The organism is Rubrivivax sp. JA1055, from assembly GCF_020966565.1.
Lineage (GTDB): Bacteria > Pseudomonadota > Gammaproteobacteria > Burkholderiales > Burkholderiaceae_C > Rubrivivax > Rubrivivax benzoatilyticus.
On record NZ_JAJKFP010000006.1, the window covers coordinates 1,509,173 to 1,532,577 of the forward strand.

24 protein-coding genes and 1 tRNA gene are annotated in these 23,405 nt (G+C 70.9%); 11 read left to right on the plus strand and 14 right to left on the minus strand.

All coding sequences use genetic code 11. The features are described from left to right. The first annotated feature begins 10 nt into the window (after window positions 1-10). Complete coding sequence (gene rpoZ / locus LOC65_RS16270) at window positions 11-214, plus strand: DNA-directed RNA polymerase subunit omega (RefSeq protein ID WP_009858930.1); 204 nt, start codon at window positions 11-13, stop codon at window positions 212-214. 98 nt (window positions 215-312) lie between these two features. After that, on the plus strand, window positions 313-2,598 hold the full coding sequence (locus tag LOC65_RS16275) for a bifunctional (p)ppGpp synthetase/guanosine-3',5'-bis(diphosphate) 3'-pyrophosphohydrolase (protein ID WP_230248259.1): 2,286 nt from the start codon (window positions 313-315) through the stop codon (window positions 2,596-2,598). Here LOC65_RS16275 and greB read toward each other — a convergent pair. Beyond that, window positions 2,589-3,170 (minus strand): transcription elongation factor GreB, encoded by a 582-nt coding sequence (greB, locus tag LOC65_RS16280; RefSeq protein WP_009858932.1) that lies wholly within the window; start codon window positions 3,168-3,170, stop codon window positions 2,589-2,591. The genes LOC65_RS16275 and greB overlap by 10 nt on opposite strands. Window positions 3,171-3,201: 31 nt before the next feature. Next, window positions 3,202-3,738, minus strand: coding sequence for a VUT family protein (locus tag LOC65_RS16285; RefSeq protein WP_009858933.1), 537 nt, complete (start codon window positions 3,736-3,738; stop codon window positions 3,202-3,204). 106 nt (window positions 3,739-3,844) lie between these two features. Between LOC65_RS16285 and LOC65_RS16290 the strand changes: the two genes are divergently transcribed. From LOC65_RS16290 to LOC65_RS16300, 3 genes are all read left to right on the plus strand, one after another. Next, window positions 3,845-4,669 (plus strand): caspase family protein, encoded by an 825-nt coding sequence (locus tag LOC65_RS16290; RefSeq protein WP_230248260.1) that lies wholly within the window; start codon window positions 3,845-3,847, stop codon window positions 4,667-4,669. Between the two features lie 67 nt (window positions 4,670-4,736). Then, entirely contained in the window at window positions 4,737-5,360 is a 624-nt protein-coding gene (locus LOC65_RS16295) for a DUF2238 domain-containing protein (protein ID WP_230248261.1), read from the plus strand. A gap of 192 nt (window positions 5,361-5,552) precedes the next feature. Next, complete coding sequence (locus LOC65_RS16300; protein WP_230248262.1) at window positions 5,553-6,128, plus strand: HupE/UreJ family protein; 576 nt, start codon at window positions 5,553-5,555, stop codon at window positions 6,126-6,128. 49 nt (window positions 6,129-6,177) lie between these two features. Here LOC65_RS16300 and LOC65_RS16305 read toward each other — a convergent pair whose 3' ends face one another. The 10 genes from LOC65_RS16305 to LOC65_RS16350 form a co-directional block, all read right to left on the minus strand. Continuing rightward, window positions 6,178-6,912 carry an HAD-IA family hydrolase gene (locus LOC65_RS16305; RefSeq protein ID WP_009858937.1) on the minus strand — a complete coding sequence of 245 codons (735 nt, stop codon included), beginning with the start codon at window positions 6,910-6,912 and terminating at the stop codon, window positions 6,178-6,180. 20 nt (window positions 6,913-6,932) lie between these two features. Next, window positions 6,933-7,946, minus strand: coding sequence for a class II fructose-bisphosphate aldolase (gene fba, locus LOC65_RS16310; protein WP_230248263.1), 1,014 nt, complete (start codon window positions 7,944-7,946; stop codon window positions 6,933-6,935). 74 nt (window positions 7,947-8,020) lie between these two features. Then, window positions 8,021-8,686, minus strand: a complete 666-nt coding sequence (locus LOC65_RS16315) for an HAD-IA family hydrolase (RefSeq protein WP_164961988.1) — start codon at window positions 8,684-8,686, stop codon at window positions 8,021-8,023. Between the two features lie 23 nt (window positions 8,687-8,709). Then, on the minus strand, window positions 8,710-10,713 hold the full coding sequence (tkt, locus tag LOC65_RS16320) for a transketolase (RefSeq protein ID WP_230248264.1): 2,004 nt from the start codon (window positions 10,711-10,713) through the stop codon (window positions 8,710-8,712). Continuing rightward, a complete protein-coding gene (locus LOC65_RS16325; protein WP_230248265.1) occupies window positions 10,713-11,597 on the minus strand; it encodes a phosphoribulokinase in 885 nt (294 codons plus the stop codon). Before LOC65_RS16325 ends, tkt begins: the two co-directional genes overlap by 1 nt. A 14-nt stretch (window positions 11,598-11,611) precedes the next feature. After that, window positions 11,612-12,706 carry a class 1 fructose-bisphosphatase gene (locus LOC65_RS16330; RefSeq protein ID WP_009858942.1) on the minus strand — a complete coding sequence of 365 codons (1,095 nt, stop codon included), beginning with the start codon at window positions 12,704-12,706 and terminating at the stop codon, window positions 11,612-11,614. A 34-nt stretch (window positions 12,707-12,740) separates the two neighbouring features. After that, on the minus strand, window positions 12,741-13,688 hold the full coding sequence (cbbX, locus tag LOC65_RS16335) for a CbbX protein (RefSeq protein WP_230248266.1): 948 nt from the start codon (window positions 13,686-13,688) through the stop codon (window positions 12,741-12,743). Further along, window positions 13,688-14,365 carry a ribulose-phosphate 3-epimerase gene (gene rpe, locus LOC65_RS16340; RefSeq protein WP_230248267.1) on the minus strand — a complete coding sequence of 226 codons (678 nt, stop codon included), beginning with the start codon at window positions 14,363-14,365 and terminating at the stop codon, window positions 13,688-13,690. The genes cbbX and rpe overlap by 1 nt, the downstream gene beginning before the upstream one ends. A 13-nt stretch (window positions 14,366-14,378) precedes the next feature. Continuing rightward, a complete protein-coding gene (locus LOC65_RS16345; protein ID WP_230248268.1) occupies window positions 14,379-14,813 on the minus strand; it encodes a ribulose bisphosphate carboxylase small subunit in 435 nt (144 codons plus the stop codon). A 24-nt stretch (window positions 14,814-14,837) separates the two neighbouring features. Next, window positions 14,838-16,319 (minus strand): form I ribulose bisphosphate carboxylase large subunit, encoded by a 1,482-nt coding sequence (locus tag LOC65_RS16350; protein WP_009858946.1) that lies wholly within the window; start codon window positions 16,317-16,319, stop codon window positions 14,838-14,840. A 96-nt stretch (window positions 16,320-16,415) separates the two neighbouring features. Between LOC65_RS16350 and LOC65_RS16355 the strand changes: the two genes are divergently transcribed. Then, window positions 16,416-17,339, plus strand: coding sequence for a LysR family transcriptional regulator (locus LOC65_RS16355; RefSeq protein ID WP_009858947.1), 924 nt, complete (start codon window positions 16,416-16,418; stop codon window positions 17,337-17,339). A 55-nt stretch (window positions 17,340-17,394) separates the two neighbouring features. Here LOC65_RS16355 and LOC65_RS16360 read toward each other — a convergent pair whose 3' ends face one another. Both LOC65_RS16360 and LOC65_RS16365 read right to left on the minus strand, forming a co-directional pair. After that, the gene (locus LOC65_RS16360; RefSeq protein WP_164961985.1) at window positions 17,395-18,279 is read right to left on the minus strand and encodes an acyltransferase; all 885 of its coding nucleotides are present in this window, start codon (window positions 18,277-18,279) and stop codon (window positions 17,395-17,397) included. A 104-nt stretch (window positions 18,280-18,383) separates the two neighbouring features. Then, window positions 18,384-18,944, minus strand: coding sequence for an isochorismatase family protein (locus LOC65_RS16365; RefSeq protein WP_029719069.1), 561 nt, complete (start codon window positions 18,942-18,944; stop codon window positions 18,384-18,386). Between the two features lie 98 nt (window positions 18,945-19,042). On the opposite strand from LOC65_RS16365, the gene LOC65_RS16370 reads away from it, so the two are divergent. From LOC65_RS16370 to LOC65_RS16390, 5 genes are all read left to right on the plus strand, one after another. Then, entirely contained in the window at window positions 19,043-19,852 is an 810-nt protein-coding gene (locus LOC65_RS16370; protein WP_230248269.1) for an SDR family oxidoreductase, read from the plus strand. A gap of 101 nt (window positions 19,853-19,953) precedes the next feature. Next, a tRNA-Asp gene (locus tag LOC65_RS16375) sits at window positions 19,954-20,030 on the plus strand. Between the two features lie 142 nt (window positions 20,031-20,172). After that, window positions 20,173-22,587, plus strand: coding sequence for a heavy metal translocating P-type ATPase (locus LOC65_RS16380; protein ID WP_230248270.1), 2,415 nt, complete (start codon window positions 20,173-20,175; stop codon window positions 22,585-22,587). Then, window positions 22,584-22,985, plus strand: coding sequence for a Cu(I)-responsive transcriptional regulator (gene cueR, locus LOC65_RS16385; protein ID WP_230248271.1), 402 nt, complete (start codon window positions 22,584-22,586; stop codon window positions 22,983-22,985). The genes LOC65_RS16380 and cueR overlap by 4 nt, the downstream gene beginning before the upstream one ends. A gap of 26 nt (window positions 22,986-23,011) precedes the next feature. Beyond that, window positions 23,012-23,377, plus strand: coding sequence for a hypothetical protein (locus LOC65_RS16390; protein WP_230248272.1), 366 nt, complete (start codon window positions 23,012-23,014; stop codon window positions 23,375-23,377). Window positions 23,378-23,405: the final 28 nt, after the last annotated feature.

The window sequence follows — 23,405 nt, forward strand, 5'->3', positions numbered from 1 at the left end:
GAACTCCGCAATGGCCCGCATCACCGTCGAAGACTGCCTGCACAAGATCCCGAACCGCTTTCAGCTCGTGCTGGCGGCGACGTACCGCGCGCGCATGCTGAGCCAGGGCCACGCGCCGAAGATCGAGACCAAGAACAAGCCCGGCGTGACCGCGCTGCGCGAGATCGCCGCCGGCGAAGTCGGCCTGGAGATGCTGCGCAAGGTCCCGGTCTGACCACCACCTCGCATCCCTGACGGGCGCCCTCGCGGCGCCCGTCGTCGTTTGCGGCCCCGCGCCGTCCGTGCCCGACATTCCACGCTAGATTACGCAGCATGGGGATCCGCTCTCTGGCTGCCGAGCTGCTGCCTGCCGCGCTGCAGGGGCGTTCGCGCGCGTCCGAACCGCCCGAGCAGACACCCGCCGAGGCGGCCTCGTTCGCGGGCCTGACCGAGAAGCTCGGCTACCTGTCCAAGGGCGACATCAAGCTCGTCCGCGAGGCCTACAAGTTCGCCGACGAGGCCCACCTGGGCCAGTTCCGCGCCAGCGGCCTGCCCTACATCACGCATCCGCTGGCCGTCGCCGGGCTGTGCGCCGACTGGCGTCTGGACGTGCAGGCCGTGATGGCCGCACTGCTGCACGACACGATCGAGGACCAGGGCGTCACGAAGACCGAGCTGATCGAGCGTTTCGGCGCCCCGACGGCCGACCTCGTCGACGGCCTCACCAAGCTCGACAAGCTGCAGTTCAGCACGCGCGAGGAGAGCCAGGCCGAGTCCTTCCGCAAGATGCTGCTGGCGATGGCGCGCGACGTGCGCGTCATCCTCGTCAAGCTCGCCGACCGTCTGCACAACATGCGCACGATGGAGTCGATGGCGGCGAACAAACGTTCGCGCATCGCCCGCGAGACGCTGGAGATCTACGCCCCGATCGCCCACCGCCTGGGCCTGAACCAGACCTACCGCGAGCTGCAGGAGCTGTCCTTCCAGTACCTGCACCCCTGGCGCCACGGCGCGCTGGCCAAGGCGATCAAGCGTGCACGCGGCTACCGCCGCGACATCGTCGAGCGTGTGCAGCGCGACGTCGAACGGGCCTTCGGCGCGCAGAAGATGAAGGTCGAGGTCACCGGGCGCGAGAAGACGGTGTTCTCGATCTACCGCAAGATGCGCGAGAAGCACGCCGGCTTCGCCCAGGTCAACGACATCTTCGGCTTTCGCATCGTCGTCGCGACGCTGCCCGAGTGTTATCTGGCGATCGGCGTGCTGCACCAGCTCTACAAGCCGGTGCCGGGGCGCTTCAAGGACTACATCGCGATCCCCAAGGCCAACGGCTACCAGTCGCTGCACACGACGCTGGTCAGCCCGCTGGGCACGGCGGTCGAGTTCCAGGTGCGCACCGACGAGATGCACGCCGTGGCCGAACGCGGCATCGCCGCGCACTGGATCTACAAGACCAGCGGCAAAGGCGACTCGCAGGAGGCGCAGCGCCTGGGCGCGCTGTGGCTGCAGAGCCTGATCGACATCCAGGACGAGACGCGCGACTCGGCGGAGTTCCTCGAGCACGTCAAGATCGACCTCTACCCCGACGCGGTCTACGTCTTCACGCCGCGCAGCAAGATCCTGGCGCTGCCGCGCGGCGCGACGCCGGTGGACTTCGCCTACGCGATCCACTCCGACGTCGGCGACCACGTCGTCGCCGCCAAGGTCAACGGCGAGCCGGTGGCGCTGCACACCGAACTGCGCAGCGGCGACGTCGTCGAGGTCATCACCGCGCCGGGCGCGCGCCCCAGCCCGGGCTGGCTGCACATGGTGCGCACCGGGCGTGCACGCTCGAAGATCCGCCACTACCTGAAGAACCCGGAGTCCGAGGAGTCGCAGGCGCTGGGCGAGAAGCTGCTCGGCCAGGCGCTGCGCGCCGAAGGCCTGCAGGCACCGTCTTCGGACCCGGCCGATGCCGACGCGGCCGCCATCTGGCAGCAGCTGACGCGCTGGAGCGGCAACCGCAGCCGCGACGAGCTGCTCAACGACATCGGCCTGGGCAAGAAGATCGCGACCATCGTCGCCAAGCGCCTGGCCGGGCTGCTGGCCGAACGCGGCATCCGCCCCGACGCGGTGATGCTGACGATGGGCCGCTACGCCAGCGACGACAGCTCGCCGACGCAGGGCGTGGTCTTCGTCGACGGCAGCGAAGGCGCGTCGGTGCAGATGGCGCACTGCTGCCGCCCGATCCCCGGCGACCAGATCGCCGGCTACCTGGGCCGCGGCGAAGGCCTGGTCGTGCACACCAGCGAGTGCCAGGTCGGCCGCCGGCTGTTCGAGCGCGACAGCGAACGCTGGATGCGCGTCGAGTGGGCCGAGGAGCCGACCCGGGCCTTCCCGACGACCGTCGTCGCGCTGGTCCACAACGGCAAGGGCGTGCTGGCGCAGATCGCCTCGGCGGTGGCCGCGGCCGAAGCCGACATCACCCACCTCGACATGGACCAGGAACCGGCCGCCGAGACCACCGAGCTGCGCCTGCTGGTCAGCGTGCGCGACCGCGTGCACCTGGCCGAGGTGCTGCGCACGCTGCGCCGTGCGCCGGCGGTGCTGCGCGTCTGGCGCGACAAGCCCGGTCAGGCCTGAGGCGTCGCACCCGGCGGCGCCGGGTAACGCACCTCGACGACCTCGATCGTCTCCAGGCCGCCCGGCGTCATCAGCTGCACCTCGTCGCCTTCGCGCGACTTCAAGAGCGCGCGGGCGATCGGCGCCACCCAGCTGACCTCGCCCTTCAGGTTGTCGGCCTCGTCGATGCCCTTGATCGTGATCGTGCGCTCCTCGCCCTTGGCATTGGCGTAGGTGACGGTGGCGCCGAAGAAGACCTGGTCGCTGCCGTGGTGCGCCGACGGGTCGGCGACCTCGGCGATGTCCAGGCGCTTGGTCAGGAAGCGGATGCGGCGGTCGATCTCTCGCAGCCGCTTCTTGCCGTAGAGGTAGTCGCCGTTCTCGCTGCGGTCGCCGTTCTTGGCGGCCCAGGAGACGGTCTCGACGATCTTCGGCCGCTCGACGTCGAGCAGCGTCATCAGCTCCTCGCGCAGCATGCGCCAGCCCTGCGGCGTCATGTAGTTGCGCGTGCCGGCCGGCAGCGGCGGCAGGCCGGGGAGATCGTCGTCGCCGTCGTCGGCGGCGTCGGTTTCCTTCGTGAAGGCCTTGTTCATCGGCTCGTCGGCCGGCGTCGTGCCGGCAGGGTCAGCGCACCGGCACCCAGGCTTGCAGGCGCGGCAGCATCGCGCGGTACGGCGCGAGCAGCAGCGCGGCCATCAGCCACTTGACGCCGAGGTCGCCGGCGGCGAGCTGCATCCAGGGCACGTCGGTGCCGGCGAAGGCGAGGAAGAAGAACACCGAGGTGTCGACGACCGAGGCGACGACCGAGCCGATCAGCGGCGCCTTCCACCAGCTCTGCTGGCGCCAGCGGTTGAACACCGCGATGTCCATCAGCTGCGAGAAGATGAAGGCGCAGCCCGAGGCCACGGCGATGCGCCACGGCGCCAGCACCGCCGACACCGCGACCGCGATCGCGAAGCCGATCCAGGCCACGCGACGCGCCTCGGTGACGCCGACCGCGCGGTTGGTCAGGTCGCAGACCAGGAACACCAGCGGATAGCTGAACGCGCCCCAGGTCAGCCAGTCGCCGATCGGGTACTGCACGAGCACGTTGGACAGCACGATGACGAAAGCCATCGCGGCGATGGGCTTCGACAGGGAAACGAGCGGGAGACGGTTCATGGGCGGAAACCTCGGGTCAGCCCGTTATTGTCGCCGCTAGGGATGGGCCGCGCGTGTGGCCGCTCGCTAGCCTGCCCTTCTTTCGGTGTGAACGATGGAGGGATCCATGGCCCAGCGCGCGCTGTGCGTCGGCATCAACCAGTTCCGGCGCTACCCACAATTCCAGCTCAACGGCTGCGTCAACGACGCCCGCGACATGGCGGCGCTGCTGACCGGCACGCTGGGCTGGCGCCCGCGCGAGGTCACGCTGCTGCTGGACAAGCAGGCGACGAAGGCGGCGATCCTCGCCCGGCTGCACAAGATGGCCGACCAGGCCCGGGCCGGCAAGCTCGACCGCATCGTCTTCTCGTGGTCCTCGCACGGCACCCAGATCGCCGACACCAGCGGCGACGAGCCCGACGGCGTCGACGAGGCGTTCGTGCCCTACGACGTGGCCGAGAAGGACGGCGACTGGGACCCGGCGCACATCATCACCGACGACGAGCTGCACGACCTGTTCGCCATGCTGCCGCCGGCCGTCGAGCTGGAGGTCTTCCTCGACACCTGTCACAGCGGCACCGGGCTGCGCGGCGCCGAGTTCTCGCTGCACGCGCCGCGGCCGCGTTTCGTCGCGCCGCCCAGCCGCCAGGGCACGCTGCGCCAGCGCGCCGCCACCGGCTTCGTGCTCGGCCGCGACGCCGAGCAGCCCGGAGAACACCACGTGCTGTGGACCGGCTGCAAGGCCAACCAGACCAGTGCCGACGCGTACTTCGACGGCCGCTACAACGGCGCCTTCACCTACCACTTCGTGAAGGCGACGAAGGACGGCGCCGGCCAGCGCAGCCGTGACGCGGTGCTGCAGGCGATGCGCCAGGCGATGAAGGGCAATTTCAGCCAGGTGCCGCAGCTCGAGACGCGGGCGAGCAACCGCGCCGCCGCGCTGGCGCACTGAGCCCGGCCGGGTGTCGCGCGCCAGGGCACGTGCCCGCAGCCCCGGCGAGCCGCTAGAGTCGGCGGCCATGCCCGACCGCCGCACCCCCGCCCTCGCCGTCGCCGCCCTCGTGCTGATCGCCCTGCTCGCCTGGTCGGGCTGGCAGCCCTACGAACGCGAGACCTGGGTGCTGGAGACGGTGCCGGTGATGGTCGTGCTGCCGCTGCTGGCCGCCACCCACCGGCGCCATCCGCTGACGACGCTGCTCTACACGCTGGTCTTCGTGCACTGCGCGGTGCTGATGCTCGGCGGCGCCTACACCTACGCGCGGGTGCCGCTGGGCTTCCAGCTCCAGGACTGGCTGCAGCTGTCGCGCAACCCGTACGACAAGATCGGCCACTTCATGCAGGGTTTCGTGCCGGCCGTCGCGGCACGCGAGATCCTGCTGCGCGGCGGCTTCGTGCGCGGCCGGCGCATGCTGGCCTTTCTCGTCGTCTGCATCGTGCTGGCGATCAGCGCCAGCTACGAGCTGATCGAATGGGGCGTCGCACTGGCCATCGGCCAGGACGCCGACGCCTTCCTCGGCACCCAGGGCGACCCGTGGGACACGCAGTCGGACATGTTCATGGCGCTGATCGGCGCCATCACCGCGCTGCTGTCGCTGTCACGCCTGCACGATGCGCAGATCGCGCGCCTGGGCCCCGCGCGCTGAACATCCGTCATGCGGTGCCCGGCCGAGGCACACGCCCCCCGGCGCAAGACCCACGGTCGAAATCTTGCTTACGCTGACGGCGCCCGACCGCCCCCGCCGCGACTGCACAGCGCAGCCCCCGGCAGAGGCGACCGAGACAGCATTCCCCGTCAAGGCCCGGTCAGGGCCGAACCGATTCCAGAAGGACATTCGATGAAGCGCACGCCCACCCTCCTGGCCGCCGTCGCCGCCATGGCCGCCGCCCCGGCCATGGCCCACACCGGCCACGGCACGACCAGCCTGTTCGCCGGCCTGGTGCATCCGCTGGGGCTGGACCACCTGCTGGCGATGGTCGCCGTCGGCCTGTGGTCGGCCGCCGCGTTGACCGGCACGCGCCGCCTGGCCGGCCCGGCGCTGTTCATGCTGGCACTGCTGGCCGGCGCCGTGGCCGGCGCCGCGGGCTGGGGCCATGCGCTGGTCGAGCCGGCGATCGCGGCGAGCGTCGCCGTGCTGGGCCTGATGCTGGCCTTCGCGCGCCGCCTGCCGGCGGCCGCCGGGCTGGCGCTGGTGGCCGTCGCCGGCTCGCTGCACGGCCTGGCGCACGGCGCCGAACTGCCCGACGCCGGTGGTTTTGCCGGCTACGCGCTGGGTTTCCTGGCCGCCACCGCGATGCTGCACGCGGCGGGCCTGGCGGCCGCGCCGCGGCTGCTGGCGCTGCCGGCCGTGGTCTGGCGCACGCTGTCCGGCGGTGTCGCGCTCGCCGGGCTGATGCTGCTCGCGCGGGCCTGAACGGCCCGGCCGACGGGCTTGCCGCGGCCGACGTCCGGCCGCGCGCTCGTCAGGCCGCCGCGGCGCTACCCTGCACGGCCTGGGCGTGCCAGTCGCGCAGCTGCTGCAGGCGCACGCCTTCGAGGCTGGGCAGGTCGCCGACGGTGCCGGGAATCGTCGCCGTGCCGGTGTAGCGGCTGCGCACCAGCAGCACCGGCACGCCGGCGGCCACCGCGGCCTCGACGCCCATGCGCGAGTCCTCGATCGCCAGGCACTCGTGCGGCGCCAGGCGCATGCGCTCCAGCACCCAGCGGTAGATGTCCGGCGCCGGCTTCTTCTTCGGCACCGCGTCGCCGGCGCCGACGACCTCGAACAGCCGGTGCCCGCGGCCGCCCAGCGTGACGTCGATCAGCTGGGTGACGTTGGCCGGCGTCGTCGTCGTGGCGATCGCCTGGCGCAGGCCGGCGGCCTGGGCGTCGTCGAGCAGGCGCGCCACGCCGGGGCGAAAGCCCACCGCGCGGCGGGTCAGCAGGTCGACGTAGATCGCGGTCTTGCGCTCGTGCAGCCGGGCCATGCGGGCCGGCGCGTCGGGCGCGGCGGCGGCCGTCGGGTCCACGCGCTGCAGCCAGGCCATCAGCCGCTCCTTGCCGCCGGTGACCTTCAGCAGGTCGCCGTAGAGCTCGCTGTCCCAGCGCCAGCGCAGGCCGGCTTCCTTGAACGCCAGGTTGAAGGCAACCCGGTGCCCCTGGTCCTCGGTTTCGGCCAGCGTGCCGTCGACGTCCCAGAGCAGGGCCTTCAAGGTCATGGTCGGTTCCTCAAGTCGCGTCAGCCGCGCCCACGACCCAACCGGGAGGCCTGCCCGGCGCAGCCGAAGGCCTCGAAGCGGTCCCGGCAGATGTCGCGCGCGGCCGCGGTTGCAGCCTTCAAAAACGCTCGAGGATCGAACTCTTCCGGCTTTTCCGCCATGACTTTTCTCATGGCCCCGGTCATCGCGAGGCGGATGTCGGTGTCGATGTTGATCTTGCGCACACCATGGCGAATGCCGCGCACGATTTCTTCGACCGGCACGCCGTAGGTCTCGCGGATGCTGCCGCCGTGCTGGCGGATGATCTGCAGCCACTCCTGCGGCACGCTGGAGCTGCCGTGCATCACGAGATGGGTGTTCGGGATCTTCGCGTGGATCGCGGCGATGCGGTCGATGGCCAGGATGTCGCCGGTGGGCTGGCGGGTGAACTTGTAGGCGCCGTGGCTGGTGCCGATGGCGATCGCCAGCGCGTCGACGCCGGTGCGCGCGACGAAGTCGGCGGCCTGCTCGGGGTCGGTCAGCAACTGGGCGTGGTCGAGCGTGCCTTCGGCGCCGACGCCGTCTTCCTCGCCGGCGGTGCCGGTCTCCAGCGAACCCAGGCAGCCGAGCTCGCCTTCGACGCTGACGCCGACGGCACGCGCGATCTCGACGACGCGGCGCGTGACCTCGACGTTGTAGTCGTAGGAGGCCGGCGTCTTCTGGTCCTCGCGCAGCGAGCCGTCCATCATCACGCTGGTGAAGCCCGAGCGGATGGCCTGCACGCAGACCGCCGGCGAGGCGCCGTGGTCCTGGTGCAGGCAGATCGGCGTCGCCGGGTACTGCTCGATGGCGGCCTCGACCAGCTTGCGCAGAAAGGGTTCGCCGGCGTATTTGCGCGCCCCGGCGCTCGCCTGCAGGATCACCGGCGCGTCGCAGGCCTGGGCGGCCTGCAGGATCGCCTGGATCTGCTCCATGTTGTTGACGTTGAAGGCCGGCACGCCGTAGTCGTGTTCGGCGGCATGGTCGAGCAGCGGGCGCAGCGCGATGAGGGGCATGGCAACTCCTGCGTCACGGACGGCCGTGACGTTGTCGGGCAATGGAAACGGCGCCGCGGCCGGCGCCGGACGGATCAGTGGATCGGGCGCCGGGCCTCGCCGCCATGCAGCGAACGCGGATCGAACTCGGCCAGCGAGCCGACGAAGGCGTCGGGATGGTCGTCACCGGCGAACTCGCCGGCCGGGTAGCCGTGGCGCACGATCCAGGCGCGCAACCCGGCGGCGCGGGCGGTGCGCACGTCGGTGACCGAGTCGCCCAGCAGCGCGGCCTCCTCGGGGCCGACGTCCAGCGCCGCCAGCGCGTGGCCGGCGACCGCCGGGTCGGGCTTGCGCACCGGCAGCGAGTCGCCGGCGACGAGCAGCTCGACCAGATCGGCGATGTCGTGGCGCGCCAGCAGGCGGTGCGCGAAGACCTGCTCCTTGTTGGTCAGCACCGCCAGCCGCACGCCGTCGTCGGCCAGGCGCTGCAGCAGCTCGCGCGCGCCGGGGAACAGCGTGCTGTGCTGGCCGCAGACCTCGCCGTAGACCTGCGAGAAGTGCTGCCAGACGGCCTCCGGCACCGGGCCGCCGAAGGCCTTCTGCACGAGGGCCCGCGCGCCGTCGCCGATCCAGCCGCGCACCGTCTCGTCGTCCACCGGCTCGCGCTGCCAGGCGCGCAGCGTGGCGTTGAGCGCCAGCGCCAGCTCGGGCGCGGTGTCGACGAGGGTGCCGTCGAGGTCGATCAGCAGGGCGCGCAGCATCGTGCTCTCCTTCGCGAGGAGGGTCAGCCGAGGAGGCCGCGCACGGCCTCGGCGACACGCTCGGCGGTGATGCCGAAGTGTTGGTACAGCGCCGGTGCCGGCGCCGACTCGCCGAAGGTGGCGATGCCGACGACCGCGCCGCGGCGGCCGACGTACTTGCGCCAGAAGTCCGGGTGCGCGGCTTCGACGGCGACCGTCGGCAGTTCCGGCGGCAGCACGGCGTCGACGTAGGCCGCGTCCTGACGGTCGAAGACGCTGGTGCTCGGCATCGAGACCACACGCACCGGAATGCCCTCGGCCGCCAGCGCCGCCTGCGCCTGCAAGGCCAGGTGCAGCTCGGAGCCGGTGCCGATGATCACCGCGCGCGCGCCTTCGGCGTCGGCCAGCACGTAGCCGCCGCGGGCGATGTCGTCCAGGCGGCCGGCGTCGGCCACCGGCGGCAGGTTCTGGCGCGACAGCGCCAGCGCCGTCGGGCCGTCGTGGCGCTCCAGCGCGGTGGCCCAGGCGACGGCGGTCTCGGCGCTGTCGGCCGGGCGCCAGACGTCCAGGTTCGGGATCAGGCGCAGCGAGGGCACGTGCTCGACGCTCTGGTGCGTCGGGCCGTCTTCGCCCAGGCCGATCGAGTCGTGCGTGAAGACGTGGATCACACGCTGCTTCATCAGCGCCGCCATGCGCACGGCGTTGCGGCTGTAGTCGCTGAAGGTCAGGAAGGTGCCACCGTAGGGAATGAAGCCGCCGTGCAGCGCCATGCCGTTGAGCGCGGCGGCCATGCCGAACTCGCGCACGCCCCAGCTGAGGTGGTTGCCGGCGCGGTCGCGGCCGGCGACGACGCAGCCCTTGAAGTTGGTCAGGTTGGAGCCGGTCAGGTCGGCCGAGCCGCCGAAGATCTCGGGCAGCAGCGGCGCCAGCGCGTCCAGCGCGAGCTGGCTGGCCTTGCGCGTGGCGACGGTGCCGGCCGAGGCGGCGAGCTTCGCGACCGCTTCGGCGGCACGTTCGGCGTAATCCTCGGGCAGCACGCCGGCCATGCGGCGCTCGAACTCGGCGGCCTCGGCCGGGTACTCGGCGCGGTAGGCGGCCAGGCGCTGGTTCCAGTCGGCGTGCGCGGCGGCACCGCGTTCACGCTGGTCCCAGGCGGCACGCAGTTCGTCGGGGATCTCGAACGGGCCCCAGGGCCAGTCCAGCGCCTGGCGCATCGCCGCGACCTCGGCGGCGCCCAGCGGCGCGCCGTGCACGTCGTGGCCGCCGGCCTTGTTCGGCGAACCCTTGCCGATCGTCGTCTTGCAGACGATCAGCGTCGGCTTGCCGTCGGCGGCGTCGCCCTGGGCACGCGCCTCGGCCATCGCGGCGTCGAGCGCGGCGGCGTCATGGCCGTCGATCGGGCCGATGACGTGCCAGCCGTAGGCGCGGAAACGCGCCGGCGTGTCGTCGGTGAACCAGCCGTCGACGTGGCCGTCGATCGAGATGCCGTTGTCGTCGTACAGCGCGACCAGCTTGGACAGGCGCAGCGTGCCGGCCAGCGAGCAGGCTTCGTGGCTGATGCCTTCCATCAGGCAGCCGTCGCCGTGGAAGACCCAGGTGCGGTGGTCGACGAGCGTGTGGCCGGGGCGGTTGAATTCGGCGGCCAGCAGCTTCTCGGCCAGCGCCATGCCGACGGCGTTGGCCAGGCCCTGGCCCAGCGGCCCGGTCGTCGTCTCGACGCCCGGCGTGATGCCGACCTCGGGGTGGCCGGCAGTCTTGCTGTGCAGTTGGCGGAAGCGCTTGAGCTCGTCCAGCGGCAGCTCGTAGCCCGTGAGGTGCAGCAGGCCGTAGATCAGCATCGACGCGTGGCCGTTGCTGAGCACGAAGCGGTCGCGGTCGGCCCAGTGCGGCGCCGCCGGGTCGTGGCGCAGGTGGCGTGTCCACAGCACGGTGGCCATCTCGGCCATGCCCATCGGCGCGCCGGGGTGGCCGCTCTTGGCGGCCTCGACGGCGTCGACGGCCAGCACACGCAGCGCGTCGGCCAGGCGGGTGGTGGTGGGCGCCGTCATCACAGGGCCCCCAGCGCGCGGCGGCGCCGTTCCATCATGCGCCAGATGAACGGCGTGAGGATCAGCTGCATCGCCAGCTCCATCTTGCCGCCGGGCACGACGATGGTGTTCGCACGCGACATCCACGAGTCGTTGATCATGTTCAGCAGGTAGGGGAAGTCGATGCCCTTCGGGTTGGCGAAGCGGATCACGCACAGGCTCTCGTCGGGCTGCGGGATGTCGCGCGCGACGAAGGGGTTGGAGGTGTCGACGACTGGCACACGCTGGAAGTTCACGTGGGTGTGCGTGAACTGCGGGACGATGTAGTGCACGTAGTCCGGCATGCGGCGCAGGATGGTGTCGGTCACCGCCTCGGTGGAATAGCCGCGCACGTTCTTGTCGCGGTAGAGCTTCTGGATCCACTCCAGGTTGATCACCGGGACGACACCGATCAGCAGGTCGGGGTAGCGCGCGATGTCGACCTCGGGCGTCACGACGGCGCCGTGCAGGCCTTCGTAGAACATCAGGTCGGTGCCGGGCTCGATCTGCTCCCAGGGCGTGAAGGTGCCGGGCTCCTGGCCGTAGGGCGCGGCCTCGACCGGGTCGTGCAGGTACTTGCGGCTGCGGCCGGTGCCGGTCTCGCCGTAGCTGCGGAACAGCTGCTCGAGGTCGCTGAAGAGGTTGTTCTCGGGGCCGAAGTGGCTGAAGTGCTTGTTGCCGACTTTCTCGGCTTCCAGCATCTTGAGCCGCATCTCGTTGCGGTCGTAGCGGTGGAAGCTGTCGCCTTCGATGATCGCGGCCTTGATGTTCTCGCGGCGGAAGATGTTGGCGAAGGTGCGCGTCACCGAGGTGGTGCCGGCACCCGACGATCCGGTGATCGAGATGATGGGGTGGCGTTCGGACATGGTCGTCTTTCTCTTCAGTCTCGGAACAGGCTGCGTTCGGCGAACAGCGGGTTGCAGGGTTCGCGTTCGGCGGGTTCGTGGTGGTAGCGCTCAATGCGCTCCACTTCGTTCCTGGAGCCGAACACCAGGCCGATGCGCTGGTGCAGCGAACTCGGCTTGACGCCCAGCACCGGCTGGCGGCCGGTGGAGGCGCGCCCGCCGGCCTGCTCCATCACGAAGCCGATCGGGTTGGCTTCGTACAGCAGGCGCAGGCGGCCGGGCTTGGCCGGGTCCTTGGTGTCGCGCGGGTACATGAAGACGCCGCCACGCATCAGGATGCGGTGCGCCTCGGCGACCATGCTGGCGATCCAGCGCATGTTGAAGTCGCGCCCGCGCGGGCCGGTCTTGCCGGCCAGGCACTCGTCGACGTAGCGCTTGACCGGCGGCTCCCAGAAGCGGCTGTTGGAGGTGTTGATCGCGAACTCGCTGGTGTCGGCCGGCACCCGGATGTTCGGGTGCGTGAGCACGAACTCGCCGAGGTTGTGGTTCAGCGTGAAGCCGGCGACGCCGTTGCCGACCGTCAGCACCAGCATCGTCACCGGGCCGTAGATCGCGTAGCCGGCGGCCACCTGCTCGGTGCCGGGCTGCAGGAAGTCGTCGACGGTGACGTCGCGGCCCGAGTCGATGACCGCCTGCGGCGCGCGCAGGATCGAGAAGATGCTGCCGACCGAGACGTTGACGTCGATGTTGCTGGAACCGTCCAGCGGATCGAAAGTGAGCAGGTACTTGCCGCGAGGGAAGGCGGCCGGGATCTGCTGCGGCGTCTCCATCTCCTCGGACGCCATGCCCGCGAGATGCCCGTTCCACTCGTTCATGCGGATGAAGATCTCGTTGGACAGCACGTCCAGCGGCTTCTGCACCTCGCCCTGCACGTTGACGTCGCCCCCGACGGCGGTCACCTGGGGCGTCAGCGAATCGCCGAGCACGCCGAAGGAGACGATGCGCGCGATGGCCTTGCAGGCCAGCGAGACGTCGAGGATCAGCGCGTTGAGGTCGCCGCTGGCACCGGGGAAACGGCGGCGTTCCTCGATCAGGTAGCGGGTCAGCGTCCAGCGTTGGGACAAGGGCATGGTGGGCTTTCCGACGGGAGAGATGAAAGCGGGTCTAGCGCTCGGCGGTCTGGAACAGGCGGCTGGCGAGAATGTCCTCGGGGGCCAGCGTCGTCAGGTCGGCCTCGGTGAGCGCGCGGTCGCGCTCTTCGAACAGCCTCGAGGCCTGGCGCAGCCGCATGCGGTCGAGCGCGTTGCGCACGCTGCGCGCGTTGGCGAAGTTGGGCTGCGCCAGGCGCAGCTCCAGGTACTCGGCGAAGGCTTCGCGCGTGCCGGGGCCGAAGCGGTAGTTCATGCCGGCGGTCATGCGGTCGGCGATCTGCAGCAGTTCCTCGCCCGAATAGTCCGGGAAGTCGAGGTGGTGCGCGATGCGCGAGCTCATGCCCGGGTTGGACTTGAAGAAGGTGTCCATGCGGTCCTTGTAGCCGGCGAGGATCACGACCAGGTCGTCGCGCTGGTTCTCCATCACCTGCAGCAGGATCTCGATGGCCTCCTGGCCGTAGTCGCGCTCGTTCTCGGGGCGGTACAGGTAGTAGGCCTCGTCGATGAACAGCACGCCGCCCATCGCCTTCTTCAGCACTTCCTTGGTCTTCGGCGCGGTGTGGCCGATGTACTGGCCGACGAGGTCGTCGCGCGTCACCGCGACGAGGTGGCCCTTTCGCACGTAGCCCAGGCGGTGCAGGATCTCGGCCATCCGCAGCGCCACCGTCGTCTTGCCGGTGCCGGGGTTGCCGGTGAAGCACATGTGCAGGCTGGGCATCTGCGCCGCGAGACCCAGGTTCAGCCGCAGCTTGTCGATGACCAGCAGCGCGGCGATGTCGCGGATGCGCTGCTTGACCGGCGCCAGGCCGACGAGGTCGTGCTCGAGCTCGTCCATCACCGCCTCGACCTGGCTTTGCGCCAGCACCTCGCCGACGGTGCGGGCGGCGGGCTTCAGCTCCTCGGCCGGCGCGGCGGGCTGCGCGGCGGCGCTGCCGGGGATCGAGTACAGCGGGGCGCCCATCACATGGTCTCCTTCTGTTCGGCTCCGGCGAGCTCGGCGCGCATCGCCGCGATGACCGCGGCGTAGTCCGGCTGGCCGAAGATCGCGCTGCCGGCGACGAAGGTGTCGGCGCCGGCATCGGCCACCCGCCGGATGTTGTCGACCTTGATGCCGCCGTCCACCTCCAGCCGGATGTCGCGGCCCGAGGCGTCGATGATCTTGCGCGCCTTCTCGATCTTGCGCAGCGCGCTGTCGATGAACGACTGCCCGCCGAAGCCCGGGTTGACGCTCATGATCAGCACCAGGTCGACCTTGTCGATCACCCACTCCAGCACGTCCAGCGGCGCGGCGGGGTTGAACACCAGGCCGGCCTGGCAACCCTCGGCCTTGATCAGCTGCAGCGTGCGGTCCACGTGCGTGCTGGCGTCGGGGTGGAAGCTCACGAGATCCGCGCCGGCCTTGGCGAACGCGGTGGCCAGCGCGTCCACCGGCTGCACCATCAGGTGCACGTCGATCGGCGCCTCGGTGTGCTTCCTCAGCGCCTGGCACACCATCGGCCCGAAGGTCAGGTTCGGGACGTAATGGTTGTCCATCACGTCGAAGTGGATCCAGTCGGCGCCGGCGGCGACCACCGCCCGCACCTCCTCGCCCAGACGGGCGAAATCGGCCGACAGGATCGAGGGTGCGATGCGGTACACGGCGCCTCCGGGGTCAGTAGCGTTGCGCCTCGGGCTTGTCGGTCGCGTAGCTGTGGATCGTGTAGCGCATGGTCCGGCCGTTGACCTCCTGGCGCACGACGCCGAAGCCGGGCTCGGTGGCCGGGCGGTTCACGATGAAGCTCATCGCGATCGACTCGACGCCGCGGGTCGAGTCGAAGGCCATCAGGCGGATGTAGTGGTGCGGGAAGGTCTTGCGGCAGGCGTTCATCTCCATCAGCACGCCGGCGGCGTCCTGCAGGTCGAACATCGGCATGCCGTACATCTCCCAGTACGTGTTGCGCGGGTGCGGGTCGTCGGTGTACTCGACGCTCCAGGCGTAGCCTTTGCGCAGCCCGTACTCGATCTGCAGCGTGATCTCCTCGTCGGTCAGGTCCGGGAGGAAGCTGAACTGGCCTTGCGTGAGCCGGCCGGTGGGATTGGTCATCATGGTCGTGTGCTCCTTCGGGCGGCGTCAGGCGGAGGTGGCAGGCGTCACGGCGTAGTCGGACTGGTCGGTGCTGGCGTAGTTGAACGACACGTCCTTCCAGGTGTCCAGCGCCTGCTTCAGCGGGGTGCAGAACTGGGCCGCCTTCTGCAGGATCTCCGGGCCTTCGTTCTTGATGTCCTTGCCTTCGTTGCGCGCCTTCACCATGGCTTCCAGCGCGACGCGGTTGGCCACGGCGCCGGCCTGGATGCCGGCCGGGTGGCCGATCGTGCCGCCGCCGAACTGCAGGATCACGTCGTCGCCGAACAGGTCGATCAGCTGGTGCATCTGGCCTGCGTGGATGCCGCCCGAGGCCACCGGCATGACCTTGCGCAGGTCGGCCCAGTCCTGGTCGAAGAACAGGCCGCGCGGCAGGTCCTGCTTGGTGTAGCTGTCGCGGCAGACGTTGTAGTAGCCCTGCACGGTCAGCGGGTCGCCCTCGAGCTTGCCGACGGCGGTGCCGGTGTGCAGGTGGTCGCAGCCGGCCAGGCGCAGCCACTTGGCGATGACGCGGAAGCTCACGCCGTGGTTCTTCTGGCGGGTGTAGGTGCCGTGGCCGGCGCGGTGCATGTGAACGATCATGTCGTTCTTGCGCGCCCAGTTGGCGATGCTCTGGATCGCCGTCCAGCCGATCACCAGGTCGACCATCACGACGACCGAGCCCAGTTCCTTGGCGAACTCGGCGCGCTCGTACATGTCCTCCATCGTCGCCGCGGTGATGTTCAGGTAGCTGCCCTTGACCTCGCCGGTGGCGGCGCTGGCCTTGTTCACGCCGTCCATCACGTAGAGGAAGCGGTCACGCCAGTGCATGAAGGGCTGCGAGTTGATGTTCTCGTCGTCCTTCATGAAGTCCAGGCCGCCCTTCAGGCCTTCGTAGATCACGCGGCCGTAGTTGCGCCCCGACAGGCCGAGCTTGGGCTTGGTCGTCGCGCCCAGCAGCGGGCGGCCGAACTTGTCCAGGCGCTCGCGCTCGACGACCAGGCCGGTCGGCGGGCCCTTGAAGGTCTTCACGTAGGCGACCGGGATGTGGATGTCCTCGAGACGCGCGGCCTTCAGCGGCTTGAAGCTGAAGACGTTGCCGATCAGGCTCGCGGTCATGTTCGCGATCGAGCCTTCCTCGAACAGGATCAGGTCGTAGGCCACCCAGGCGAAGAACTCGCCGGGCCGGCCCGGCACCGGCTCGACCTTGTAGGCCTTGGCGCGGTAACTGTCGCAGGCGGTCAGGCGGTCGGTCCAGACCACGGTCCAGGTCGCGGTGCTGGATTCGCCGGCCACCGCGGCGGCGGCCTCGATCGGGTCCACGCCTTCCTGCGGCGTGATGCGGAACAGGCAGACGACATCGGTGGGCTTGGGCACGTAGTCGCTGTCCCAGTAACCCATCTGACGGTACTTCAGCACGCCGGCGCTGTAGCGCTGCTTCTTGTCGAGGATCTGGTCCCCGGTGGCGCCGGGTTCGTGGGGCTTGTTCATGCGGTGTTCTCCAAGCGGGGTGTACGCAGACTCTACGAAGGCCGACGAATAAAGAACAGTTAGACTTTCCAAACTGTTCCTTTAGTGAAACCTTAAGTGAACGTCACCTTCCGCCAGCTCCGGGTCTTTGTCGAGGTCGCCCGCCAGGGCAGCGTGCAGGGTGCGGCCGAGGTGTTGCACCTGACGCCGCCGGCGGTGTCGCTGCAGATCAAGGAGATCGAGTCCCAGGTCGGCCACAAGCTGTTCGAGCGCACGCACCGCCGCATGTCGCTGTCGACCGCGGGCGAGTACTTCCTGGTCTACGCGCGCCGGCTGCTGGGCACGCTGAAGGAAGCCGAGGACGCGATGGCGCGTTTCGCCCGGCTGGAAAGCGGCCGGCTGACGATCGGCATGGTCAGCAGCGCCAAGTACTTCCTGCCGCAGCTGCTGGCCAAGTTCCACACCGAGCACCCGGCGATCGACGTGCGCCTGCGCCTGGGCAACCGCGAGGCGCTGGTGGCGATGATGGCGGCCAACGAGGTCGACCTCAGCGTGATGGGCCGCCCGCCGGTGGACTTCCCGAGCCGTGCCGAGCCCTTCGCCAAACATCCGCACGTGCTCGTCACCGCGCCGGACCACCGCTTCGCGCACGCCGAGAGCGTGCCGGCCGCGGCGCTGGCCCACGAGCCCTTCATCGTGCGCGAGCCGGCCTCGGGCACCCGCACCGCGCTGCAGGAGTACCTGGACCAGTACCGCCTGAAGCCGACCTTCGTGATGGAGATGCCCAGCAACGAGGCGATCAAGCAGGCGGTGATGGCCGGCATGGGCGTCAGCCTGCTGTCGCTGCACACCATCGGGCTGGAATGGTCGGCCGGGCTGATCGCCGCGCCGCACGTCGAGGGCCTGCCGCTGATGCGGCGCTGGAACATCGTCAACACCGCGGCCAAGCAGCTGTCGCCGGCGGCCGAGGCCTTCCGCTACTTCGTGCTCGACCGGGGCGAGGCCCATCTCGCGGCGATGTTCAACCGCGCCGACCCCTAGCCTGCGGCGCGGCGGCGCAACCGGGGCCCTCGGCGACGCCTCGCCGGCCGGGCGGTCAGGCCGTCCGGGACGTCTGGGGCTGGGCCAGCAGCTCGTCGATCAGCAGGTCCTTCTCGGCCCACTGCTGCTCGACCCAGGCCGTGAGGCGGCGGCGGTAGCTGCGGTCGAGCATGTGGTCGGCGCGTTCGACGAGCTCCTTCGGGATCTCGAGCTCGCGCACCCGGACGAAGACCTCGCCGACACGCCCGCACAGCAGATCCCAGAAGGTCGGCGCGCCGTTGCGGTAGACGATGGTCACGTCCAGCAGGGCCTGGAACTGCTCGCCCATCGTCGCCAGCGCGACGCCCAGGCTGCCGATCTTGGGCTTCAGCAGGTGGCGGTACGGGCTGCCCTGCTCGGCGTGTTTGGCGGGGGTGAAGCGCGTGCCCTCGAAGAAGCTGATGACCGAGGTCGGGATGCGCTTGAACTTCTCGCAGGCTTCACGCGCCGACTTCAGGTCGGACTCGCGCGAGTTGCGGCCCTTGCCGCGCTTGAGGAACGGGAAGTCCAGCGCCCACCAGGCCAGGCCGATGACCGGCACCCAGATCAGCTCGGCCTTCAGGAAGAACTTCAGGAACGGGATGCGGCCGTGGAAGACGCGCTGCAGCACCAGGATGTCGACCCAGCTCTGGTGGTTGCACGACACCAGGTACCAGCCGCGGCGGTCCAGCCCGTCGACGCCCTGCACGTCCCAGCGCGCGCGCGATGACGCGGCGATCCAGGCGTTGTTGTTGCCGACCCAGCGGCTGGCCAGCGCGTTGAGCAGGTGGTCGCAGGCCTGGCGGACCGGGCCGCCGCGGAAGACCAGCTTCAGCAGCGCCGGCGGCATCATCAGCGAGAAGACGGCGACGGTGTTCAGGCCGACGGCCAGGGCGTTGAAGACGCCGCGCAGGGAAGACATCGCTGGGAATACCCCGGGGGGAGAGTGACGGGAATCCACGATTGTCGGGGCAGCGCCCCGCCCGCGCATGACCGTTCTCAAGTCACGGGGCGCGGGGATCGGCTTCAGCCGGCGTCCACACGCTGCCGCAGCAGCGGCAGCACGCGCCGGAACGCCGGGTCGCGGCAGTCGTGCAGCCACTCGAAGGCGACCATCTCGACCGAGACGATCTGGGCGCCGGCCTGGCGCAGCCGGGCCATCGCCAGCGCCTTGTCCTCCGGCGAGCGCGAGCCGCAGGCCGGCTCGACGACGCGCACCTCGAAGCCGGCGCGCAGCAGGCCGAGCGCGGTCTGCAGCAGGCAGACGTGGGCTTCGCACCCGGCGACCACCACCTCGCCGACCGGCCGCGGCAGCGCACGCAGCGCCTCGGCCAGGCCGTCGGCGCAGGCGTCGAAGTGGTTCTTGGCCAGCGTCGTGCCACAGCAGGCGCGGATGCGTTCGTCGTTGGGGCCGAGCTTCTGCGGGTTCTGCTCGGTGCCCAGCACCGGCACGCCGAGTTCGCGGGCGATCTCGCCCAGGCGCGTGGCCCAGGCCAGCACCAGCGCGTGGCCGTGGATCACCGGCATCAGCCGGGCCTGGTAGTCGACGAGCACGAGCGCCGAGCGCGTGCGGTCCATGGCATTCATCCTGTCTCCTGCGGTCACGGATCCTCGCCGGCCGGCAAGCCGGTGCCTCATGATACGAAGCGACACCCCCCGCACCCCGTACACGGAGGCCCGAGCCCATGCGCGACCCTGCCCCGCAACCGGCTGAAACCGCCCTGGTCACCGGCGCGTCTGCCGGCATCGGCGAGGCCCTGGCGCGCCGCCTGGCGCGAGAAGGGTTCGCACTCGTGCTCGTCGCCCGCCGCCAGGCGCGGCTCGACGAGCTGGCGGCGGCGCTGCGCGCCGAACACGGCGTGCGCATCGACGCCATCGCGATCGACCTGGCGCAACCCGGCGCCGCGGCCGATCTGGCCACCACGCTGGCGCGCAAACGCCGGCATGTCGATCTGCTGGTCAACAACGCCGGGGTGCTGGAGCACGGCCTGTTCGTCGACACGCCGGCGGCTCGCCATCGCGAGCTGCTGCAGCTCAACGTCGGCGCGCTGACCGAGATGCTGGCGGCCTTCGTGCCGGCGATGGTCGAACGCGGCCGTGGCCGCGTGCTCAACGTCGCCTCGACGGCCGCGTTCCAGCCGGTGCCCGGGCTGGCGACCTACGCCGCGACCAAGGCCTACGTGCTGTCGCTGACCGAATCACTGGCCGAGGAACTGCGCGGCAGCGGCGTCAGCGCCACCGCGCTGTGCCCGGGCATCACCGCGACCTCGATGCTGGAGACCGCCGCGGCGCGCAACCCGCGGCTGGCAAAACTGCCGCAGACCCTGGTCGGCGACGCCGATGCGGTCGCCACCGATGCGGTGCGCGCCTGCCTGGCCGGCGACGTCGTCTGTGTGCCCGGCTGGCTCAACCGGGCGACGGCGATGGCTGCCGGCGCCACGCCGCGGGGCCTGATGCGACGCATCGCCGGCGTGCTCGGCCGGGCGACTTTGTGAGGTGAAAACGTGGATTGCGAAAAAGTGCTTGCAATCTTTCGCAACCGCGCTATAGTAGCGGGCTCGGTCAGCAATCAAACGCAAGCGCGTTGTTGACCACTGGAGTGGTAGTTCAGTTGGTTAGAATACCGGCCTGTCACGCCGGGGGTCGCGGGTTCGAGCCCCGTCCACTCCGCCAACGATTCAACGGGTCAGTTCGCAAGAACTGGCCCGTTTTGTCTTGTGCGCCGCCATTTCCCTTCGTGCGGCCCTGCGCTTGACCTTGTCATCGTGGCAAGGTCGACGATGGCTCCGGTCCACAATGCCGACCGGAGCCCCCGATGAGCACCGCCACCCCCACCCGAGACGCCGAGCCGCTGACCTTGCAGGTCACCGGCATGAGCTGCGCGTCCTGCGTCGCGCGCGTCGAGCGCACGCTGAAGAAGGTGCCCGGCGTGCACGAGGCCAGCGTCAACCTGGCGACCGAACGCGCCGCGGTGCGTGCCGAACGCGGCGTCGGCGCCCAGGTGCTGGCCGACGCGGTGCGCCGCGCGGGCTTCGGCGTCGCCACGGTCGAGACGCGGCTGAAGGTCGAGGGCATGAGCTGCGCCTCATGCAGCGGCCGCGTCGAACGTGCGCTGACTCGGCTGCCCGGCGTGCTCTCGGCCAGCGTCAACCTGGCGACCGAGACCGCGACGGTGCAGGCGTTGTCGAACTTGCCGGTGCCGGCGCTGGTGGCCGCGGTCGAGAAAGCCGGCTACGGCGCGCGACCCGTCGACGACGCCCGCCCTGCCGCCGCGCCGCGCTGGCCCGAGTGGGCCCCGGCGGCGGCCAGCGCGGCACTGACGCTGCCGCTGGTGGCGCCGATGGTCGCCGCGCTGGCCGGGCGCGACGCGATGCTGCCCGGGCTGTGGCAGTTGCTGCTGGCCAGCGTCGTGCAGTTCGTCTTCGGCGCGCGCTTCTACCGCGCCGGCTGGAAGGCGCTGCGTGCCGGCACCGGCAACATGGACCTGCTGGTCGCGCTCGGCACCTCGGCGGCCTGGGGGCTGTCGACCTGGCTGCTCGCCACGCACGGCGGCGGCCACGCGATGCCGCACCTGTATTACGAAGCCTCGGCCGCGGTCATCACGCTGGTGCTGCTGGGCAAGTGGCTGGAAGCGCGTGCCAAGCGCCAGACCGGCGAGGCGATCCGCGCGTTGCAGGCGCTGCGCCCGGCGACCGCCCGCGTGCGCCGCGACGGTGTCGAGCTGGACGTCCCGGTCGAGGCGGTGCGCATCGGCGAGCTCGTCGTCGTGCGCCCGGGCGAGCGCCTGCCGGTCGACGGCGAGATCGTCGAAGGCCGCAGCCACCTCGACGAGTCGCTGATCACCGGCGAGAGCCTGCCGGTCGCGCGCGGCCCCGGCGAACGTGCGACCGGCGGCTCGGTCAACGCCGACGGTCTGCTGGTCGTGAAGACGCTGGCCGTCGGCACCGAGACGACGCTGGCACGCATCATCCGCCTCGTCGAGTCGGCACAGGCGGCCAAGGCGCCGATCCAGCGCCAGGTCGACCGCGTCAGCGCGGTCTTCGTGCCGGTCGTGCTGGCGCTGGCGGCGCTGACCTTCGCCGGCTGGTGGCTGGCCGGTGGCGGCGCCGAGACGGCGCTGATCAACGCCGTCGCGGTGCTGGTCATCGCCTGCCCGTGTGCACTGGGCCTGGCGACGCCGACGGCGATCATGGTCGGCACCGGCGTCGCCGCGCGCCACGGCATCCTGATCCGCGACGCCGAGGCGCTGGAGACCGCGCACGCCGTGCAGGTCGTCGCCTTCGACAAGACCGGCACGCTGACCGAAGGCCGGCCGGCGCTGGCGGCGATCGAACCGGCACCGGGCGTCGACGCGGCCGACGCGCTGCGCGCCGCCGCGGCGCTTCAGCAGGCCAGCGAGCACCCGCTGGCGCGTGCCGTGATGGAACGCGCCGCCGCCGACGGCCTGCAGCCGCCGCCGGTGCAGGACGCACGCGCCCAGCCGGGCCGTGGTGTCGAAGGCCGCGTCGACGGCACCGAGCTGCGGCTGGGCAGCACACGCTGGATGAACGAGCTCGGCTTCCAGCCGGGCGCGCTGGCGGCGTCCGCCACGGCGCACGAACAAGCCGGCCGCAGCGTCTCGTGGCTCGTGCGCACCTCTGCCGCCGGCCGCATCGAGCCGCTGGCGCTGCTGGCTTTCGGCGACACCGTGAAGCCCACGGCACACGATGCCGTCAAACGCCTGAAGGCCGCCGGGCTGCGCACCGTGATGCTGACCGGCGACAACCACCGCAGCGCCGAGGCCGTGGCCGCCGCGCTCGGCATCGACGAGGTGAAGGCCGAGGTGCTGCCCGGCGACAAGGCCGCTGCCTTGCAGGCGCTTCGCGCCGGCGGCGCGCGTGTCGCGATGGTCGGCGACGGCCTGAACGACGCCCCGGCGCTGGCCGCCGCCGACGTCGGCATCGCGATGGCCACCGGCACCGACGTCGCGATGGAGACCGCGGCGGTGACGCTGATGCGCGGCGACCCGCGCCTGGTCGCCGACGCGATCGAGGTCTCGCGCCGCACGACGGCCAAGATCCGCCAGGGGCTGTTCTGGGCTTTCGCCTACAACGTGCTCGGCATCCCGCTGGCGGCCTTCGGCCTACTGAGCCCGGTGGTCGCCGGCGCGGCGATGGCGGCGTCCAGCGTCAGCGTCGTCACCAACGCCTTGCTGCTGCGCCGCTGGCGGCCGTCAGGGGAGCGCAGATGAACATCGGCGAAGCCGCGGCCGCCTCGGGCGTCAGCGCCAAGATGATCCGCCACTACGAGCGCATCGGCCTGCTGCCGCAGGCCCAGCGCAGCGCCGCCGGCTACCGGCGTTACGACGAACGCGACGTGCACACGCTGCGTTTCGTGCGCCATGCGCGCGACCTCGGTTTCCCGCTGGAGCGCATCGGCGACCTGATCGGCCTGTGGCACGACCGCAAGCGCCCCAGCCGCCAGGTCAAGGCGCTGGCGCGTGAACATCTGGCGGCCATCGACGCCAAGCTCGCCGAACTGCAGGCGGTGAAGGCCACGCTCGAGCGCCTGGTGCAGTGCTGCCATGGCGACGAACGGCCGGATTGCCCGATCCTCGACAGCCTGGCCGGCGAGCGCCCGGCCGGCTGACGCGGCACGGTGCTACGCTCGCCGCCATGAAGGCCTTGCGCGTCTGGATCTTCGTGCTGCTGGCGGCGCTGCTGCCGCTGCGCGGCTGGACTGCGCCCGGGCCGTCGTTGCCGGCGTCGCCCTGTGCGCCGGCCGCGATGGCGCACGAGATGACGGCGATGGCCGACCACACGCCGGCCGATCCCTGCTGCGGCGATGCGCAAGACGGCGGCTGCGGCCACGATGCCGGCTCGCGGTGCGCCGCGCACTGCGCCGCGGTGCCGCTGGCCGGCACGGCTGCGGCGCCCGTCATCGCGGCGCCGGGGCCGGCGGCCGCCGTCTTCCCGCCGCCGCCGGCGCCGCGCGACGGCCACGTGCCCGACGGGCTCGAACGACCTCCAAGAGCGGCCTGAGGCCGCCACGGGCCCTGCCCGTTTCGCT